The sequence below is a fragment of the Mycobacterium sp. D16R24 genome (assembly GCF_002013385.1).
Classification (GTDB): Bacteria; Actinomycetota; Actinomycetes; order Mycobacteriales; family Mycobacteriaceae; genus Mycobacterium.
Genome location: NZ_MAEV01000047.1, coordinates 1 through 17,181 on the forward strand (window position 1 = coordinate 1; position 17,181 = coordinate 17,181).

The following is a 17,181-nucleotide window of genomic DNA, read 5'->3' on the forward strand; positions in this document are numbered from 1 at the left end:
ATCCTCAGAGCAGAGTGGACCAGTAACTCCAGAACCGCACCAGGCACAACAGGATCACCGCGGTGAACCACAGCGCCACGATCGACCAGCGCCAGGTGTGCAGCCCGCGCAGCACGGCGTTGCCGCGCTGCGGCTGCACCGCGATCGTCGTCACCACGACCAGCAGCGGGATGGTCATCGACCACACCACCATGCAGTACAGGCACAGCGCGCCGATGGTGAACACGCTCTGGTAGATCAGCCAGTGCACGAACACCGTGCCCAGCAGCGTGCCGACCGCCAGCCCGGCCCAGTACCAGCGGGGCAGCTGAACCCGGGCCACCGCGAGCACCCCGGTCACCAGCACGACGGTGAACGACACGATGCCGATCAGCGAGTTCGGGAAACCGAACACGGCGGCCTGCGGGGTGACCATCACCGAACCGCAGGACAGCACCGGGTTGAGGCTGCACGTCGGCACGTAGGCCGGGTTCTTGAGCAGCTCGACCTTCTCGATGGTCAGCGCCAGCGCCGACGAGAGGCCCACCACGCCGGCGATCAGGACCCACAGCGCGCTCAGCCTCCCGACGTGCACCCCACCGTGCTCGGGGCTGTCCGGCTCGGCCGGGGACACCTCCCCTGGCGCGCTCACGCTCATGGAGCGGGAGCGGGAGCGGGCGCCGGGGTCGTCGGATCCGGATTCGGCGGCGGCGCACCGGCGTCGAGCACGGGCAGGTCACCGACGATGCTCCTGATCTCGTCGATCAGCGCGTCGGGGGTCGTCGGCTTGTAGTCCTTGCCGTTGATGCGGATGGTCGGGGTGGCCTTGACCTCGGTCGCCTTGGCCATGCCCTTGACCATGTCGTCGTAGCGGCCCTTCTCGATGCAGTTCGGGACGTCGCCGACGACGCCGGCCTGGCGCGCCACCTCGGTCAGCCGGGCCTCGTCCGGGAACGGGCCGACGCCCTCGGGCGGCTGCTGGGCGTACAGCGCGGCGTGGAAGCGGCGGAACGCCTCGGTGTCGGCTTCGGCCACGCAGTAGGCGGCGTTCGCGGCGCGGGTCGAGTACCCCTGGCCGGCCCGGTCCAGGATCGAGACCATGTAGTAGTCGGCCGCCACGGCGCCGCTGTCGATCAGCCGGTTGATCGTCGGGCCGAAGGCCTTCTCGAAGTTGCCGCACGCCGGGCACAGGAAGTCCTCGTAGAGCGACAGCACGGCCTTGGGCTCGCCGTCGTCACCGGTGATGACGTCGCTGGACGCCACCCGGATCGGCTTGGCCTCACCCTCGCCGGGCTTGTCCTCCTTGGTCATGACGATGTAGAGCACCAGCGCGACGGCGAAGATCACGACGATCGCGGTCAACCCGATCTGTACGGCCAGATTGCGTTTCTTGTCGGCCGCCTTCAGGTCGTACTTCGGGGTCTTCTTCGGTTTCGAGGCCACGGGGACAAGCGTACCGGCGGCGTTTTCGCGGCCCGTCAGACGCCGCGCAGACGGGTGCGCAGCGCGCTGATCATGTCGGCGACCGCGGCCGCGCAACCGCCCCCGATCGGGAACATGTTGGCGAAGCCGTGGATCAGCGCACCGGCCTGCCGCAGGTCGACGGCCACCCCGGCGGCGCGCAGTGCCTCGGCGTAGGCCACGCCCTCGTCGCGCAGTGGGTCGAAGCCGCCGGTCAGCACCAGTGCAGGCGCGAGCCCGGACAGGTCGTCGGCCAGCAGCGGTGACACGACCGGATCGGTGATCTGCACCGACGCACCGGTGACGTACTTGTCGGCGAACCACTCGATGTCGGCCTTCGTCAGGAAGTAGCCGGAGGCGAACAGGGTCTGCGACCGGGTCTCGCCGCTGGGGTTGGTCCACGGGTAGATGAGCAGTTGCAGCGCCGGTTGCGGCACTCCTTCGGCGCGGGCGCGCTGGGCGACGACGGCGGCGATGTTGCCGCCGGCGCTGTCCCCGCCGACCGCGACGCGGTCCGGGTCGGCACCGAGTTCGGCGGCGTGCTCGCGCGCCCAGCGGTAGGCGGCGAACCCGTCGTCGGCGGCGGCGGGCGCCTTGTGCTCGGGGGCCAGCCGGTAGTCGACCGACAGCACGTGCACCCCGGCGTCGCGGCAGATCAGCCGGCACAGGTCGTCGTGGCTGTCGAGGTCGCCGATCACGAAGCCGCCGCCGTGGAAGAACACCAGCAGCGGGGCGGCCGTGTCGGCGGTGGATGTGGGCGGAACGTAGTGGCGGGCCGGGATCTCACCGTCCCCGCCGGTCACGGTGAGATCTCTCACCGCGGCCACCGGGATCGCCTGCCGGAACCCGCCGGACAGGTCGCGCAGCTGCGCCCGCGCCGCCGCCACGTTGTTGGTGCCACCGTCGATCCCGACCAGCTTCTGCCCGGCGAGCATCAGCTGCACCGTGGTGTCGAGGGTGTTGCCGTCCACCGTCACCGTGCGGCCCGCCAGCAGCAGGCGTTTCACCGGGTCGGGGATGCGCGGCAACGCGCGCAGGGTGACACCCGCCATCGCGGTGACGAGCGCCTCCTTGCGTCCCGGGCTGTACGCGCCGTCAGCTGGCAGACTCGCAGTCATGGCATCTCCCTTGATCACGCTGAATGACGGTAATGCGATCCCCCAGGTTGGGATATAGCCAGCTCCCTCGTTCGAGGTGACCCACAATTCCGGCAGACCCGACGTACAGCCTTGCACACCTTGTGCAAATGTGCCAATAGTCTGTAGGTAGTTGGGGCTGGTGGCGAGGTGGGGGCATGGGTAGGGCGGAGGGTGGAGGTTTGGGGCGTGAGGTGTGATGGTGGGCGGTGAAGGAAGTGGAGATGGGAGGGCAGGTGGGTGTGGGTGAGTGATGAGGGTGTGGGGTTGGAGGGGCGGCTGATGCGCGCGTTGGCGCGCCGCGACAGCGGCGCTTCGGAGCAGGTTTTGGACTGGCTCGTCAACGGCACTGCGCCCGGGCGAATCCCGGGTCTGACCATGGCGTGGCCACCAGGTCCGCCATCGGAGTGGGTGTTCTGACGATTCAGCCAGGGCGGGCCGTCAGCAAACGATCTAGCGGGGGTTTCAGGGGTAAGAAAATGGACCTGCGGACTTTTAATCCGCAGGTCCAATGTGGTGATGATCGTTAGTCGGGGTTTATATCCCGGGCCTGATTGGTCCGTCGTACTTGCCGCCGCCGACATTCAGATTGTTGAGGCCTGGGAGGTCGAACGGATCGGTGGTCTCGATCGAAATCCATGCCGGTGGGCTGTAAGTCCGGACCTGGGTACCTTCTAAGCCGTTTTTGCGGATTTTGATGGTGAGGACGCCGCCGTCGGTGACGCTGTGGACGGCGTCCTGGTGCTCGTCTTTCTGACCGTTGGTCAGGATCACGGTGAGTTTCGTTCCCATGTTTTTCTCCCCCTTGTTGTGGTGTTTTCTACGGTAGGGCGGGCGATCATGGACTTTGGGTCGTGACGCGACTGGCATGCCGCGAATCTCGCGTCTACCGCCACACGGTGATGGGCTGGTTGCGTGGGGTGACCGCGCGGGCCGTGGCGATAAGGGCGTCGAGCCGCGCGGCTTCCGCGGCGGCGGCCGCGGTGCGGCGGTGTTGGGCGTGGCGGCGCGCGGCGGCGAGCGCGGCGAAGGCCTCGGCGCGGCCTGTACCGGTCACCGCGCCGGCCAGCTGCGGTGATGCGGGCGGCGCGCTAACCGCGGAGGGTCGCGGTGCAGTCGCGGCGCTCCGCGGTGGTTGGCGTCCGGCGAAACTTCCGAGCCGGCGCAACCGGCTGGCCAGGAATGCGCCAGGGTTGGTGACCTGGTCGGGCCAGGTTCCGCCGGTGCGGCGCATATCGGCTTCGAGCGCGTCCTGGACGTCACGGGCGGTCCACACCGTGGGGTCAATCCCGGCGGCCCCGAGCACGTCGCAAATCGCCCCGACATGTCCGCCTCGGAGCACCGGGCAGCGGACAAGGACCCGCGCGGCAAGTCGTTGGAGCACCAGTGGTCGTGGCTCGGCGCGCCAGCGCCGGCTTTTTCGAGTGGGAGATGAATTTTCCGCGTGCTGCTGCGCGCTTGGTGAGTTACTCCCTACGGGAGATAAGAAACAAACACCGCCTGACGGCGGTAGGTCACAATTCTCCACAGTGCCGCCGGAGGTCAGGGGTTCGAGTCCCCTTAGCTCCACAGGTTCCGGCGCCACAGGCACAGACGCCGGGCGGCGCGAAACCAGGTGGTACACCGAGGGGCGCCGGCCGACGCTCGGTGTACCCGGGGAGCCGTGGCCGCGTTGGGCCTCAACAGCCCAACCGGAGGCTCGCAGCACCGCCCACGCAGTGGAGACCGTGTTCGGGTGGCAGCCGATGCGCTCGGCGATGGTGGCGCGGGTGATGGCCACGTGCCGGCCGGTGGCGTGGTCGGCGTGCTCGGCCATCACCGCGGCGATGGCCAGCAGCGTGGTCGCGGTGATCGAGACGCGTTCGGCGGTGCACACCGCGGCCAGGGCTCGCGATTGTGCCCAGTCCCGCAAGTTGTCCAGCCAGGACTGCCTACTGGACCACACTGGCTGGCGCGGTGTCGCGGCCCGGGCGCCGGCGCGCTCGATCCAGCGGCGCCAGCGGGTGGCGGTGTCCGCCTGGGCGGCGTGTGTGCGCACCGTGGTGCCCGATGCCGCGAATACAGGCGCACTGCGGCGCCCACGCGAAAGTGATTGGTCACGGTTTGCGCACTGGTTGCGCGGGTTAACTAGTAAGCCCTGCGCGCGTGCGCTACCGTGAGACCTGTCCGGCAAGACAGTCCCTTCGGGGAAATGGTGCGGAGAACCGGAACCGAGCTCCCAATCTCGGTTCGAATCTCCAGACGTGGCCCCGCCCTAGGCGGGGCCTTCGTCGTCTACGGACCTAAAGTCCGTGCACCGGCTATTCAGATGTCACGTATGCCCGCCCGCGGCCTACCAAAGTCAAAAGTTTTCAGGTCGGGCCGTTGTGTCACATCGCCAGCGGCAACACCTCCGCGGTGTTCATGTCTGTGAGTACGCGGACCTGGTCGGGATGGCCGGTGGCCAGGGCAAGCAGGTCCGCGGCGATCGCGCCGGCGTGGGTGCTGTTGGCGGCGGCCAGATGCTTGATGTCGTCGTACGCGGCCTGCGGGATGTTGAGCTTGGTCGGGCGAATGTCGCCCGACGTGGAGATGTCGCGCGACATCTCCACGGTGAGCAGCGCAGTCTGGTGGATCACTCGCACGAGGTCGGGGTGTCCGGTTTTGGCCGCGAGAAGATCAGCGGAGGCCTGGTTGACGTTGGTCGCGTGGACCTCGGCCAGCTCCTGGATGCTGGCGTACACGATTGCCGCGATCGGTGCCATGACCTGAGCACGCGGGCCTTTGTGTGTGCTGCGCTGAGCCATGCGCGTGACTTTTCCATCGACGGACGCATTACCTGGTAACTGGCGCGGCGTGGCGCGAAAGTTTTTCTCGGCATCAAGACGCGCGGCGATGGGCCGGGTCCGACGTTCCGTAGTGCACTCGGCACAGTCGGCCGTAGTACTCCTCACGGGCGAGGTGATCGCCGATGAGTTGTTGGGCCCGCTCAAGCGCGGCGGGGTCGTTGAGGTTGTCGAGCAGATGGCCGATGACTTCCAAGTACTGCTGGAACTGTTCTTCCGGATCGATCTCGGCCGGGGGTCGGTCCGCCGAATACTGGATGTATTGGGCCATGGGAACCCCTCCTAGCCTGACACTCCGCAAGCAACAAAGTCTGTAACTTACAGAGTACAGGTTAGGTGTACGGATTACGGCCCCAGAGAGTTTCGGAGTTCGGCTTCGGTGGCGCCGGCCAGGTCGGCGCTCCGCGCCAGGAGCAGATCGATGGCGACACGGATGAGCGTGTTTTCGGTGATCCGTTCTCCCCGGCCTTGTCGTTGCCGGTTGAGTCCGCGGCTGAGTTCGGTGAGCCGGGTGAACTGATCGCTGCGTAACCGGGCTTCTTTGCGTTCGAGTTCGTCGTAGCGCACCCACCCGGTCGGTTGGCCGCTGCTATCTGGGTCGGGGTGGTCCTTGTTGCCGGTCGTCACGGTGACACCTTTCCCCACCAGCCCGAACTGCGGAAGTCTGTAACTATGTAGTTCGAGGGTACGGCCCTGGCGGAACGAATCGGGCGATGATTTCTGCGGCGGCCTGATCCCCGGTGATCTCGCCGCGCCCCATCTTGGCGACCAGTTCCCGGGTGAACGGATCGATTACGCCGCCGGCGATGGCTACGGCGGCCTCGGCCACCGCGGCGGCCTCCCTCGCTAGCCGCATTCCGTTGTGGGCTGTCATTGGCGCTTTAGTCGCGCCTCGGCGGCCACCCGCTCACCCGCGTCGGTGAGGTTGATCCAGATCCGGTATTCCCACTCGATCCGGTCCTCGTACCGGTCAACGAACAGCGTGATGAACCGTGCCATCACCTCATCGACGCTGCCTGGCCATGGCTTGAACCCAGGGTCATTTCTGCCGGGGATGTCACCCACCACCGCAAGTCCGTCGACTAGCAGCGATCGCACGGTGTCGACCACCAGCTGCTTGTAGGGAGCGAGGGCGTCGGCTGATGCGCCGTTAGCGATACATGCCAGAACGTCGGCCATGGACACGTAATCGTCGAGCCCCATGCCCAGGATGTCCTCACGCAGTGTCTCCTGCGCACTGGTCTGCTGTTCTGTCATCACTTCATGCTCCTCGTGTTCATCATCGTCATGAGTGCCCCTCGAAGTCACGCGGGTTTTCTTCCGGGTCGTCAACGCCCAGGATCGGGAAATGGTGGTGGATGCTGCCGGGTGGGTGCACCGGCTGCGGCCCGAATGGTTCCGCTGATGGTCCGCCCCATCCCCTCACCCCGATTTCTGGGGCCCGTTCGGTGACCGGTGCTCTCGGCGAGTTCGGTTCTGCCGGTGCCGCTTTCGGCGCCTGCGGCTCGATCGGCGGCGCCTTGGGGGCGGGGATTTCCGGAACGCCGCCGGTCTTCGGGTTGATGTGCACCTTCCAGTGTTCTGCCCCGTTCGCGCTCTTGAGATCGATGTCGAGGGAGTTGGTGCCGGTAGATTTCGCGGCGTAGCGTTCGCCGACTTCGCTGCCGTCGGGGAGGACCTTCCACGTGCCCCTTCCTGGGTCTCCGTAGCGGTTCTGGCCTTCGACGCCGCTCTGCGTCATCCACCGCTTCAGGGTCTGCAAGTCCTCGGGTGTGCGGACCTCCCTGATGTGGGGCTGGCTCCCTTGCGGCAGCTTGTCCAGCACGCCTTTCATGTCTGCGGCGTTCGGTCCCGCAGGTACGGCGGGCGTCGGTGGCGGTACGTCTTGCTTGATCCCGTACCCCGCCGCCTGCACCTCCGGTTCGTGATCCTTCGCCGGCGGGGCCGGCGCCGGCGCACCCTCAGGTTCGGTGAACTTCATCGCGTCAGTGGTCCCAGCGCCCCGCTGATCCGTGTGGCGACCGCCTGGTCGATCGCGGCGAGTGCCTGCACGCGGGTACTGATTTCGGTGGCGAAGGCCTGCGCCTGCTGTTGCCGGGCCGCGGTGCTGCGCAGCAGGCTGCCGGCTGACTTGTCCGTGACCGAGAAGTCTTGTCCGACAGTGAATCCGGCTTCTTCGGCTTCCGCGATCGCGTCGAGCGCCTGGCGTTTGGCCCAGGCGATGTCGCCGGCGCCGTTGGTGGCGTGGCCAGCCGCTGCGTACAGCGCGTCACCTGCGCCCCGGACTTTCACCAGGTCGCCCCAGCTGCGCTCGGCCGCCGCATCGGCGGCAGTGCCTTCCCAGGTAGTGCCGCCGGGTCGGAGCATGCCGGTGTGAATGGTCTCGAAGTGGCCTTCCCAGTGCGCTGCGGTCGAGCGCCAGTGTGTCGCGGCGGCCTCAAGGTGGGTGGTGCCCCAGGCCTCGATGTCAGCGCGGGTCAGGAAACCGCCTGCGGCCGCGGGCATCAGACCTGAGCGGTGGTGCTGATGGACTGTGCGTTGTCGTTGTCGGTGCTGACGTACTCCCCGGCCGCGGTGCGCAGCGCCGTACCGGTCGCGGTGGCCCGGCCGGCCAGTTGGGCTGCAGCGGCGTCGATCAGCGCGTGGCCATGAGCGACGGCCGCGGTGGTTGCCTGAGTCAGGTGGCCGACGGCCGCAGGGGCCAAGACGGGGATCGTCGATGCCGAGATGTCGCAGACACCGGCATGGGACAGCAGGCCCTCGCCGTCGACCGTGATGTGTTCCCCCACGTTGAGCAGTCTAAATCGCGGTGTACGGCGTGGCCGACGCCGCGGTTTTTCGTGGTCTGCTCCGCGCGGGCCTAGTCGGAGTCGTCCGGCTCCCGATCGGCGATTAGTTCTTGATCGTTTGGCCACGTGACTTGACGTGCTCGGGCGGATGTTGCGGTCACGTACTCCAGTGCGCGTCGGGCGGTGTCTGAGAAACCAGTGGTGTTGAGTTCTCGCTGCGCGACCGCCAGTAGGTCGTCGTCAATGTCGATCAGGTGTTTCGTCATGGTTCGAAGTGCGCGCGGAATCCTTCGAGCCAATCGGCCCGGGCGGGACCGCTGAGATGAGGCGGTACCCACAGCTCGGCATCGTCGTGGCTGTCGGCGTCACCGTCGGCGACACGTTCGTGTGCGGCGAGGTATCCAGCGGTGTGCATGCGGTCAGACTGGGAAAAGACGTCCTGCATGGTGCCCAGGTTGGTTTTGAAATCCTCGTAGGCGGCGCGCCGTTCGTCGTCGGTGGCGTAGTCGTCGCCGTAGCGGTCGAGCCAGGCCGCCCAGTGCTCGGAGGTTCCCGGCCTGGGCGGCGGGTTCGCGTCCATGGCTCTTACGGTACGACGAGCGTCCGACATCGTGAGCTCCTATTTTCCGATGTTTCGCTCCGGTTCCTTCCTCGTACTGGCCAGCTTTTGTGCGGGGCGGTGGTCGCTGTCAAGGCTCGACCGTGGTCGACCGCGTAGCGGCGTCAGCCTTGACGGTGACCGCCACCCCGTTCACCACAATTGCGGCCGAGGAAGGGTCTGGCTCCCTGAGGTGACCCAGATGACTGGGGAGCACGGCCGCAAGTTGGCGCTCCCCCCGCCCCTTAGGGGCGCCGGATAGACGTGATGATGGTGGCCAGCGCTTCGATAGCCACGCCGACAATGGCGCCGATCGCCCGGCCGACTTCGCCGATAGTGACCTTGCAGTCGGGGATACGGGCCAGGTAGCCGGCGAGCACGCAGACCGCGAGCCCCAGGATCGTAAGTGGCACGACGATCGCCAGGGCGATCAGGACGGATTCGCTCATTGCGCGTCTCCTCGTTCGATGGTCAGGAGATGGCTCCTGGAGCTGGTTGTCCCGCTCCCTTTTTCTTGGCTGGCAGAGCCTGCTTTACCTGGCACTCGCCGCACCTTTCTCGTCATGGTGGCCTGGTACATGTGGGAAGTACCGGCACCCGAGCTGCTTTCCGTCACGTGGCGGGGTTCGTAGCCCTGGTGCTCACCGGGAGGTATATGCCGCACGGGTGCAACGATCCCGTCACGAAGTGCTTGGCGACGTTGTCGGCGGGTGGCGGTGGGATCGAAGTGTCACACCCTCTAATGCAGGGTTTTTCGGTCAAATACCGACAAGTCATGTGGTCACGGTTTGATCACAAGCAATAGAAATATGCGTTGAACTGCTGTGACGTAATGACGTAATAGCGTGTTGATGCATAGGCGTCATTACGTTGGGACGTATAGTCACGAGCATGCCTACGGTTTCTTTGGTGCACACCAAGGGTGGCGTTGCGAAGACAACGTCGGCGGTGTACCTCGCCACAGCGGCGCATCGGCGTGGCCTCGATGTCGCACTTATTGATGCCGACCCGCAGGGGTCGGCGCTCGAGTGGGCGGCGGCCGCGGGTGACGCCCCGTTCCCCTTCCCGGTGGTGCCGGCCCGGCGACCGCTTGATGTGAGTGGCAGCCAGGAGCTGACGATCGTCGACACTCCCCCGGGTACGGCCCAGGTCATTCAGGAAGCCATCGAACTCGCTGATCTGGTCGTGGTGCCCACGGGGGCCTCACCGTTGGACGTACGCCGCGTGTGGCCAACGCTGGAAATCACCGCCCACCGGCCGACTGCGGTTCTGCTGACCGGCGTGGACCTGCGCACCCGCCTGGCCGATGAGGTCAAGACCCTGTTGGAGAACGAGGGCGTGCCGGTGATTGGGACGCGGATCGTTCGGCGGGAGGGCATCCGTCGGGCGTTCGGCTCGATACCCGGTCAGTTGCACGGCTACGACGATGTGCTGAACGAATTGATGGAGGCACTGGTCCATGTCTGATCTGACTTCGAAGATGGCGGCGCGGGTCAAGGCGGAGCCGGCCAAGCGGGCCGCCGAGGCGTTCCGCTCCCCCACTGATGACATGCAGCGCGCGACTGTCTATCTGCCGCGTACGACAGTCCGCCGGTTGAAGCAAGCCGCGCTGGACCAGGAAACGAGCATGAGCAAAATCCTCACTGACCTGGCCGATCAGTGGTTGGCGAAGAACACCAGAACGTAAAGACGTATATACGTCACAACGTAAAGACGTATATCGAAGTCACTGGATCGCATACCAATGGAATACGCAGGTATGCGCTGGTGATGTATAGTTCTGTGCAGATGCAGTCGGTGCTACCGGCTGTTCGTGAAGAAGCCTCCCTCTCTGAGGGGGGCTTCCTTGTTTCTGGCACAGTGGCCGGTTATGACAGTGGTCCCGGCGGAGATTTTCAAGTGCCTGCACGCATCGCGGCTGGCGCACTACCGGGTGGTGGCCGGCGGCCAGGACGTCGATGCGTTGGCGCTGTACGAGTGGAACATCGAACTGGCGTCAGCCTTGCAGGACCCCCTGGGGATTGCCGAGGTCGCGGTGAGACACGCCATCGATACGCAGCTGAGCGCCTGGGCGCAGCAGCATGTGGGCGGCCCCGACTGGATCAACCACATCGCCCATATTCCGCATCTGTCAGGACCGGGTGTGTTCACCACTACGCGCCACAAGCTGTACAAGGCGGCGGACCAATCGCGTCGATCTCGGCCGGCGAACCATCCGCGCCACGGGGGAGCGATCACTCATGACGATCTGGTGGCGCACGTGATGTTTGGGGCCTGGGCCAGCCTGCTTCCGGAAAAGTTCGATGCGAGCTGGGTAGACCCGAACGGAAATCCGGTCCAAAACCAGGTGAACCTGCAAGCTCGGCGCGATCTGTGGCGCAACTGCCTGCACGGGGGATTTCCCAACGTCAAACACGACCCTCGCGGATACGGCACGGGTAATAAGGTTCGTGACCTGCGCAAACTGCGGAACCGCGTGTCACACATGGACTCACTGCTGTATGTGGATGTGAAGCACCTGCACGACCGGGTCTTGCTACCGCTGTTGAACTCGATCAGCTATGACCTGCACGATTGGGTTGAAGGCCGGAGTCAAGTCCGCGCGGTGCTGGCGCAGCGTCCGAGAACCGGCCCGTAGGGCTTCATTACATCATGACGTCATTACGTTATTACGTCCCAATCGGCGCTCACGCAGAATCCGGGGCCGGGATCGATCCGAACCTCATTAGCTCCTAGCTGAGGTGCCTCGAAGGAAAGCCGTCGTCGAACCATGGTGGTGCCGGTTGGTGATCGTCAACGCTCTCCGGTGCCACCCAGGTAATACGTTTAGACGTAATAACGTATATACGCCATTACGTCTAAACGTATTACCCGACCAATTCGATCGTGTTTTGGACACAAAAAAGCCTCGCGCGTCGAGCGAAGTGCTCGACCTGCGAGGCAAGAAGGTCTTGCGGCTGGTCTGGGGCGTCGGTATCGATCGACGTCCGCGCAGGCCTACGTCATCGGAGTTCTGAACCGCCCTGGAAATCCCGGAGGCTCCTGACCTTGGAAACGAGGATGCAGGTATGCCGAAGGAACAGTCTGCTGGGAAGCCCACGACGCGTCGCTACAGCTTGGAGGAGAAGGCCGCGGCGGTGCGGATGGTCCGGACCCTGAGAGCCGAGTTGGGTGCCGAGCAGGGCACGGTGTCGCGGGTGGCCCGCCAGCTCGGCTACGGGGTGGAGTCGGTGCGGTCCTGGGTCCGCCAAGCCGACATCGATGACGGATACGCTCCGGGAGTGTCCAGCGCGGAGTCGGCACGGATCAAAGAGCTTGAGCAGGAGAATCGAGAACTCAAGCGTGCCAACGAGATACTGAAACGCGCGGCCAGTTTTTTCGGGGCGGAGCTCGACCGCCAACACAAGAAATAGTCGACTTCATCGACGCCCAGCGCGAGGAGTTCGGGGTCGAGCCCGTCATCACCGTCCTGCGATCAGCAGGGGTGGTGATGGCCCCGAGCACCTACTACGACACCAAGACCCGGCCTGTGTCGGCACGCGCGCAGCGTGACGCCGAGCTTGGTCCGGCCCTGATGGCGCTCTGGGAGGACAACTACCGCGTCTACGGGGCCCGCAAGCTCTGGAGAGCTGCTCGCCGCGAGGGCTACGACGTCGGCCGCGATCAGGTGGCCCGCCTGATGCGCAGCCTCGGGATCGAAGGGGTCCGGCGCGGCAAACGGGTCAAGACCACCAAACCGGACGCCGCCGCTGCGCGTCACCCGGATCTGGTGAAGCGCACGTTCACCGCTACCGCGCCGAACCAACTGTGGGTGACGGATCTGACATTCGTGCCGACGTGGGCCGGGGTGGCGTATGTGTGTTTCATCGTCGATGCCTACTCGCGGATGATCGTCGGCTGGCGGGTCGCCTCGCACATGCGCACCACGATGGTCCTCGACGCATTGGAGATGGCCCGCTGGTCACGCGGAAACATGTTGGTGGGCTTGCGATGTCACTCCGATGCCGGGTCCCAGTTCACATCGATCCGCTACGGCGAACGCCTCGCTGAGATCGGTGCGGTCCCCTCGATCGGATCGATCGGGGACAGCTTCGACAACGCCTTGGCGGAGACGGTGAACGGCTACTACAAGGCCGAGCTGATCTACGGTCCCGCCCGCAGCGGGCCATGGAAGACCGTCGAGGACGTCGAGTTGGCCACCCTCGGGTGGGTGCACTGGCACAACACCAGCCGGCTGCACGGCTACCTCAACGACGTTCCACCCGCCGAGTATGAGGCGGCGTTCTACGATGCCCAACGGACCGCCCAACCCCTGGTCGGAATCCAATAGCCCGAGCCTCCGGCAGAACCAGGGCGGTTCACTGAAGCTCATCGAGCAGGGAAACGACAGTCTGACCATTACCAGCGATGGGCGCCCCATCGCAGAACTTCGTCCGATCAGGCGACGGACCCGCACCGCGCCGCCACCGCGTCACCCAGTCCGCCGCGATCCCGAGTTCACCGCTGAGACAGCCCGCAACAACCAGAGGGTGCTCGCGCAGATGATGGAAAATAGCCGCTGAGCCGCCCCTATCTGCGCCGATAGAATCCCAGTGTGGGGGAGATTGTTCGGGTCAGCAGTGATGGTCTGCTGTCACACGCCGGCGCATGTGACGCAGCGGCGGCGACACTTCCCGTCCCAGCTCCGCCGGCTGCCGGCCACCTGACCCAGCCAACGACCGTGGCCGTAGTGCGCGGCCACGCGTTGGTCGACGCCGTTGCAGCTCACCTGTCTGGGCGGGCCACCAGTACAGGTACGACGCTGCGCACCGCAGCGGGGGAGTACGGCACCACCGACAGCGAAAACGCGCAATCGATCAGCACCACCGTTCAGGTCTGATGCCCGCGGCCACAGGTGGTGCCCTGACCCGCTACGACATCGAAGCCTGGGTCACCACTCACCTCGAGGCCGCGGCGACCCACTGGACGTCGGCCGCTGGACGCTGGGAAGGGCACTTCGAGACCATCCACACTGGCATGCTGCGCCCCGGTGGCACCACCTGGGAAGGCCCGGCCGCTGATGCTGCGGCCGAGCGCGGCTGGGGCGACCTGGTGAAAGTCCGGGGCGCGGCCGACGCGCTGTACGCCGCGGCCGGCCATGCCACCACCGGCGCCGGGGACATCGCCTGGGCCAAGCGCCAGGTGCTCGACGCGATCACCGAAGCCGAAGAAGCCGGATTCACTGTCGGACAAGACTTCTCGGTCACCGACAAGTCGTGGAGCCTGCTGCGCAGCGCCGCGGCCCGACAGCAGCAAGCTCAGGCGTTTGCCACCGAAATCAGTGCGCGCGTGCAGGCACTCGTCGCGATCGACCAGCAGGTCGCCACGCAGATCACCGGGGCGCTGGCGCCGCTGGAATCCTTGAGCTTCCCCGAACACCCGGGGAGCGGCGACCCCGCGATCAACGCGGTCGACTACCACCGCTTCAAGCAAGAACCCGGCCCAGCCGATCCCGACGACCCAAACCGCCATGCTCTTTATCCGAAACGCAATCCGTACGGCCAGTACGGGCAGGGAAGTGCAGGTGACGGCAAAGAGGCGGAGAAGGCCGCACTCGACGAACGACAACGTCGAACCCACATCCCGATCATTCGTCAACAAGTTCAGGCCACGCACCCCGATGTGAACGACCCAGTGACCGGCAAGCCCCAGCCGCGCTACTACGACGGGCTGGAGCCCACCAGTAACCCTGATGAGTACATCGGCATCGAAGCAAAGACTCACGAGGGCGTCGACCGGACGGCCGGCCAGAAGAGGTTCGACGGCGCGGTCAGTCGGGAGCACCCGGCCACGGCAATTCTCAACGGGCGCCCGATCAGGATCGTCGGTACTGATCTGGCTTACCCGCCCGAAGGATGGGTACCGCCGCCGTCAACCGCTGCACCGGCCCCCGTACCCGTACCCGGAGCTAGCGCCGGGTATCCAGGAATGCCGGAGCCGCCGAAGATGTGGAAGGACGACGGCCAGCCTCTTATTCGCCCCGACGATCGGCCCGGCATGCAGGGAGGCAGCAGCAACCCGTTGCCGAACTTGGGCACGCACATCAGCCCGGACGAGCTGGCAAAATCCGGTGATCCAGAGCTGAGCAACCTCGGCAAGTTCTATCAGGGCATGTTCGGACGCGACCCCAACGACCCAGACAACACCGCGTAGCAGCCGCCACCAGCGGCCTATGCGGTTACCCCACGCAGATCACGCCAGTCGCCGGCGTACGTGTATCCCTCGACCGGGCGCAGTGCGTAGCCGGGCGGAATATCGCCGGTCCGGTAGTAAGTGTAGAAGATGGCGGCTGCCTCGTCGGCAGTGAAAACTTCAGGGGCACTGACCATTTCGGCGCCACCAGACAATTCGATCGGCACATCAAGGGGAGGGGTTCCTTCGTGTGGATGCCCGATCACGTATCGCACACCGTCGACACCCCACTGTGCGCCGCCGAGTGTGCGCATATCGAGTGTCATCGCATCAGCACGCCCGCCGGCCTGCAGGAAGTTCCAGATTTCCGTGCCGCGGACTTCCTCGAAACTCTTCCCTTCCGGCAGCGGGTAGAACGTCAGATACCAGTTCTCGACACCGTCCAAGGCCCCCAAAGGACCCTGGAATTGAAGGAGACTCGAACCGCCGTCCATCACGGAGGCCCAGCCGCTGCTGTAGATCATCGCGTGGGTGGGAACTCCCATGGCGATGACCCTACCCGGCGCAGGCACAGGGGACGGCGCCAACACAGAGCGCGAGGCCGCGTGGAACCGAACAACCTGCGAGCGCTACCCAAGCTGCTTGCGCAACTCTGCGTAAGCAGCTTGGGTAGCCCCCGCCGCATCCCGGAACATGTTCGCGGCCGCGCTGTACGCCGTGGCCAGTGCCATCATGGCTTCGGCGTCGGTGACGCCCACCCGTATGGTCATCGCATTGAGAACATCGGCCTGCGAAAAGGCCATCAGCGCAATGTATTTGGTGATCCAATCAACTGCTGCCGGGTCGCGAAGGTTTGTCTCTCGAACGTCGAACGTCAGCCCATTAAGGGCTAGGTGGATCTGTTCGACTTTGGCGATCAGCGGTGCAGCGCCTCCCCACCGCGCCGGGTCGAGAACGCCGGGGTCGGTGGGTGACTTCGGGTTGATCGGTGTGGCCTGACCTCCGGCCAAGACCTTGCTCACGCTGCCGGCTTCCCACTGCAACGCCTCATCTAGCCCTCGCCGTAGCCGTGGGCTCAGCTGGGTTTGGTGGTTGTTTTCGATCGCACTCACGATCGACGCCGACGGCCCGCCGAGACGGGCGATATCAGCCTGCGCGAGGCCCAGTTCGGTTCGACGAGTCTTGACGGCCTCGGCCAGCTTCTCCCACATCTCATCGTCATCATCCCCGACCAATCGGTAATCCAGCACCAATCCACTCCTTACGGCGCGCCTACATCCAATTTATATCCAGATTCTATTTGAAATAGATGTAAGCTGGCTACAGTTCAAAGCGTTTAGGGAGGGAACCGCGCATGAGCACCGCCGCTGCACTGCGAACACTTGCCGCTCAAATCGAAACCCTGCCGGCGCCGGACTCCCATGAGTTCATCACCGCTGCCAGTCGCGTATTGCACGAGCTGCGCAAACTCGATGTCACCGCGAGCGTCGCCAACGAGCTCGACGGGCACACCCCAGTACTGACCCTCAGTGCCATCCGCCGTACCTACACAGCCCTGCTCAGCCGCGTCGCCCAGTCGCCGCACGCCACCCTCGGTCAGCGCCTGGCCGCCGCCCGTCATCACGCCGAACTCACCGCATTCGAGGCCGCTGATGCCTGCGGCGTCACCCTCGATGTCATCGTGGGTGTGGAAGCGGGTCTACCGGTCCCCGAAGACGCCGCAGCGGCGTTGCAAGGCCTCGTCGACCAGCTCGATCGGGCCACCGCCGCCGCTTGACCGGCACGGCGCGTGACAAATCCCACCAGTAACAGAAACCCCACGACTGCCCGGCGTGTCGGAGCGTTTTCAGAAATGGGTTACGGGAGGATTTGCGCCATGGCCGGAAATCGCCCGGGGCGCAGACATCTGGGACCCCGTCACGTGCAAACAGCGCGGGTACCGACTGACATCTTGCCCGCGCTCGACGACCTCGCCGCGAAGTTGGGTTATGGGACCAACCGATCGGCACTACTTGCCGACCTGGCGTGTGCAGCAGTGGGCCGCAATGACCTCACCTTGCGCGCAGATTTCGACGTACAGGTGCACCCTCACGTCGAGGAAGGGGGATTGCCGCTAGCGATCTGAGTTCGCATGCCCCTCAAACGTCTTGCACTGGGGCAGACGGGACATCTGAATAGCTGGTGTGCGGAAACCCCGCTGAATGACGAAGGCCCCGCCTAGG

27 protein-coding genes and 1 other annotated feature are annotated in these 17,181 nt (G+C 65.4%); of the genes, 9 read left to right on the forward strand and 18 right to left on the reverse strand.

Features of this window, described 5'->3' with window-relative positions; all coding sequences use genetic code 11:
• Nucleotides 1-4: 4 nt before the first annotated feature.
• The 3 genes from B4383_RS25360 to B4383_RS25370 are packed head-to-tail and all read right to left on the reverse strand — an operon-like array spanning nucleotide 5 to nucleotide 2,558.
• Complete coding sequence (locus B4383_RS25360; RefSeq protein WP_003889255.1) at nucleotides 5-637, reverse strand: vitamin K epoxide reductase family protein; 633 nt, start codon at nucleotides 635-637, stop codon at nucleotides 5-7.
• A complete protein-coding gene (locus B4383_RS25365; RefSeq protein WP_047041144.1) occupies nucleotides 634-1,422 on the reverse strand; it encodes a thioredoxin domain-containing protein in 789 nt (262 codons plus the stop codon). Before B4383_RS25365 ends, B4383_RS25360 begins: the two co-directional genes overlap by 4 nt.
• Before the next feature lie 35 nt (nucleotides 1,423-1,457).
• Nucleotides 1,458-2,558, reverse strand: coding sequence for an alpha/beta hydrolase (locus B4383_RS25370; RefSeq protein ID WP_047041146.1), 1,101 nt, complete (start codon nucleotides 2,556-2,558; stop codon nucleotides 1,458-1,460).
• A gap of 264 nt (nucleotides 2,559-2,822) precedes the next feature.
• On the opposite strand from B4383_RS25370, the gene B4383_RS26865 reads away from it, so the two are divergent.
• Complete coding sequence (locus B4383_RS26865) at nucleotides 2,823-2,996, forward strand: hypothetical protein (RefSeq protein ID WP_176138503.1); 174 nt, start codon at nucleotides 2,823-2,825, stop codon at nucleotides 2,994-2,996.
• 117 nt (nucleotides 2,997-3,113) lie between these two features.
• On the opposite strand, the gene B4383_RS25375 is transcribed toward B4383_RS26865, so the two are convergent.
• From B4383_RS25375 to B4383_RS25435, 13 genes are all read right to left on the reverse strand, one after another.
• Nucleotides 3,114-3,368 (reverse strand): hypothetical protein, encoded by a 255-nt coding sequence (locus B4383_RS25375; RefSeq protein WP_078321105.1) that lies wholly within the window; start codon nucleotides 3,366-3,368, stop codon nucleotides 3,114-3,116.
• Nucleotides 3,369-3,462: 94 nt separating this feature from the next.
• The gene (locus B4383_RS25380) at nucleotides 3,463-4,614 is read right to left on the reverse strand and encodes a rep protein (protein WP_139361055.1); all 1,152 of its coding nucleotides are present in this window, start codon (nucleotides 4,612-4,614) and stop codon (nucleotides 3,463-3,465) included.
• Between the two features lie 331 nt (nucleotides 4,615-4,945).
• Entirely contained in the window at nucleotides 4,946-5,362 is a 417-nt protein-coding gene (locus B4383_RS27335) for a hypothetical protein (RefSeq protein ID WP_061000519.1), read from the reverse strand.
• Nucleotides 5,363-5,435: 73 nt separating this feature from the next.
• A complete protein-coding gene (locus B4383_RS25390) occupies nucleotides 5,436-5,672 on the reverse strand; it encodes a hypothetical protein (protein WP_071289005.1) in 237 nt (78 codons plus the stop codon).
• Between the two features lie 74 nt (nucleotides 5,673-5,746).
• Nucleotides 5,747-6,028 (reverse strand): hypothetical protein, encoded by a 282-nt coding sequence (locus B4383_RS25395; RefSeq protein WP_078321112.1) that lies wholly within the window; start codon nucleotides 6,026-6,028, stop codon nucleotides 5,747-5,749.
• A gap of 43 nt (nucleotides 6,029-6,071) precedes the next feature.
• Nucleotides 6,072-6,275, reverse strand: coding sequence for an antitoxin VbhA family protein (locus B4383_RS25400; RefSeq protein WP_078321106.1), 204 nt, complete (start codon nucleotides 6,273-6,275; stop codon nucleotides 6,072-6,074).
• Nucleotides 6,272-6,658, reverse strand: coding sequence for a hypothetical protein (locus B4383_RS25405; protein ID WP_061005283.1), 387 nt, complete (start codon nucleotides 6,656-6,658; stop codon nucleotides 6,272-6,274). The genes B4383_RS25400 and B4383_RS25405 overlap by 4 nt, the downstream gene beginning before the upstream one ends.
• 28 nt (nucleotides 6,659-6,686) lie before the next feature.
• The gene (locus tag B4383_RS25410) at nucleotides 6,687-7,382 is read right to left on the reverse strand and encodes a hypothetical protein (protein ID WP_078321108.1); all 696 of its coding nucleotides are present in this window, start codon (nucleotides 7,380-7,382) and stop codon (nucleotides 6,687-6,689) included.
• Nucleotides 7,379-7,906, reverse strand: coding sequence for a hypothetical protein (locus B4383_RS25415; protein ID WP_078321109.1), 528 nt, complete (start codon nucleotides 7,904-7,906; stop codon nucleotides 7,379-7,381). Before B4383_RS25415 ends, B4383_RS25410 begins: the two co-directional genes overlap by 4 nt.
• Entirely contained in the window at nucleotides 7,906-8,190 is a 285-nt protein-coding gene (locus tag B4383_RS25420) for a type VII secretion target (RefSeq protein ID WP_061005279.1), read from the reverse strand. Before B4383_RS25420 ends, B4383_RS25415 begins: the two co-directional genes overlap by 1 nt.
• Before the next feature lie 71 nt (nucleotides 8,191-8,261).
• Nucleotides 8,262-8,456: a hypothetical protein gene (locus B4383_RS25425; protein ID WP_061005276.1), complete on the reverse strand. Its 195-nt coding sequence runs from the start codon at nucleotides 8,454-8,456 to the stop codon at nucleotides 8,262-8,264.
• Entirely contained in the window at nucleotides 8,453-8,770 is a 318-nt protein-coding gene (locus tag B4383_RS25430; RefSeq protein ID WP_061005274.1) for a hypothetical protein, read from the reverse strand. Before B4383_RS25430 ends, B4383_RS25425 begins: the two co-directional genes overlap by 4 nt.
• A gap of 263 nt (nucleotides 8,771-9,033) precedes the next feature.
• Nucleotides 9,034-9,237, reverse strand: coding sequence for a hypothetical protein (locus B4383_RS25435; RefSeq protein ID WP_061005272.1), 204 nt, complete (start codon nucleotides 9,235-9,237; stop codon nucleotides 9,034-9,036).
• Between the two features lie 442 nt (nucleotides 9,238-9,679).
• On the opposite strand from B4383_RS25435, the gene B4383_RS25440 reads away from it, so the two are divergent.
• The 6 genes from B4383_RS25440 to B4383_RS25470 all read left to right on the forward strand — a co-directional run bounded on the left by B4383_RS25440 (nucleotide 9,680) and on the right by B4383_RS25470 (nucleotide 14,980).
• Nucleotides 9,680-10,255, forward strand: coding sequence for a ParA family protein (locus B4383_RS25440; protein WP_061005270.1), 576 nt, complete (start codon nucleotides 9,680-9,682; stop codon nucleotides 10,253-10,255).
• The gene (locus B4383_RS25445) at nucleotides 10,248-10,475 is read left to right on the forward strand and encodes a hypothetical protein (RefSeq protein ID WP_061005268.1); all 228 of its coding nucleotides are present in this window, start codon (nucleotides 10,248-10,250) and stop codon (nucleotides 10,473-10,475) included. The genes B4383_RS25440 and B4383_RS25445 overlap by 8 nt, the downstream gene beginning before the upstream one ends.
• A gap of 183 nt (nucleotides 10,476-10,658) precedes the next feature.
• A complete protein-coding gene (locus B4383_RS25450) occupies nucleotides 10,659-11,426 on the forward strand; it encodes a hypothetical protein (protein WP_078321110.1) in 768 nt (255 codons plus the stop codon).
• Between the two features lie 430 nt (nucleotides 11,427-11,856).
• A protein-coding gene (locus B4383_RS25455) for an IS3 family transposase (protein ID WP_109545117.1) occupies nucleotides 11,857-13,118 on the forward strand; the annotation gives its coding sequence in 2 pieces (ribosomal slippage) (nucleotides 11,857-12,166 and nucleotides 12,166-13,118; 1,263 coding nt in all).
• Nucleotides 12,156-12,287 (forward strand) — a sequence feature (AL1L pseudoknot). (Overlaps the previous gene by 132 nt.)
• A gap of 264 nt (nucleotides 13,119-13,382) precedes the next feature.
• Complete coding sequence (locus tag B4383_RS25465) at nucleotides 13,383-13,667, forward strand: hypothetical protein (protein WP_074344277.1); 285 nt, start codon at nucleotides 13,383-13,385, stop codon at nucleotides 13,665-13,667.
• Nucleotides 13,667-14,980, forward strand: coding sequence for a hypothetical protein (locus B4383_RS25470; protein WP_074344278.1), 1,314 nt, complete (start codon nucleotides 13,667-13,669; stop codon nucleotides 14,978-14,980). The genes B4383_RS25465 and B4383_RS25470 overlap by 1 nt, the downstream gene beginning before the upstream one ends.
• Before the next feature lie 17 nt (nucleotides 14,981-14,997).
• Here the strand turns inward: B4383_RS25470 and B4383_RS25475 are convergent, their stop codons facing one another.
• Together B4383_RS25475 and B4383_RS25480 are read right to left on the reverse strand one after the other, a co-directional pair.
• Entirely contained in the window at nucleotides 14,998-15,504 is a 507-nt protein-coding gene (locus B4383_RS25475) for a hypothetical protein (protein ID WP_074344279.1), read from the reverse strand.
• A gap of 84 nt (nucleotides 15,505-15,588) precedes the next feature.
• Nucleotides 15,589-16,209, reverse strand: a complete 621-nt coding sequence (locus B4383_RS25480; protein ID WP_074344280.1) for a hypothetical protein — start codon at nucleotides 16,207-16,209, stop codon at nucleotides 15,589-15,591.
• Between the two features lie 104 nt (nucleotides 16,210-16,313).
• Between B4383_RS25480 and B4383_RS25485 the strand changes: the two genes are divergently transcribed.
• Complete coding sequence (locus B4383_RS25485) at nucleotides 16,314-16,736, forward strand: hypothetical protein (protein WP_074344281.1); 423 nt, start codon at nucleotides 16,314-16,316, stop codon at nucleotides 16,734-16,736.
• A 99-nt stretch (nucleotides 16,737-16,835) separates the two neighbouring features.
• Nucleotides 16,836-17,084: a hypothetical protein gene (locus tag B4383_RS25490; protein WP_131807451.1), complete on the forward strand. Its 249-nt coding sequence runs from the start codon at nucleotides 16,836-16,838 to the stop codon at nucleotides 17,082-17,084.
• Nucleotides 17,085-17,181 lie beyond the last annotated feature (97 nt).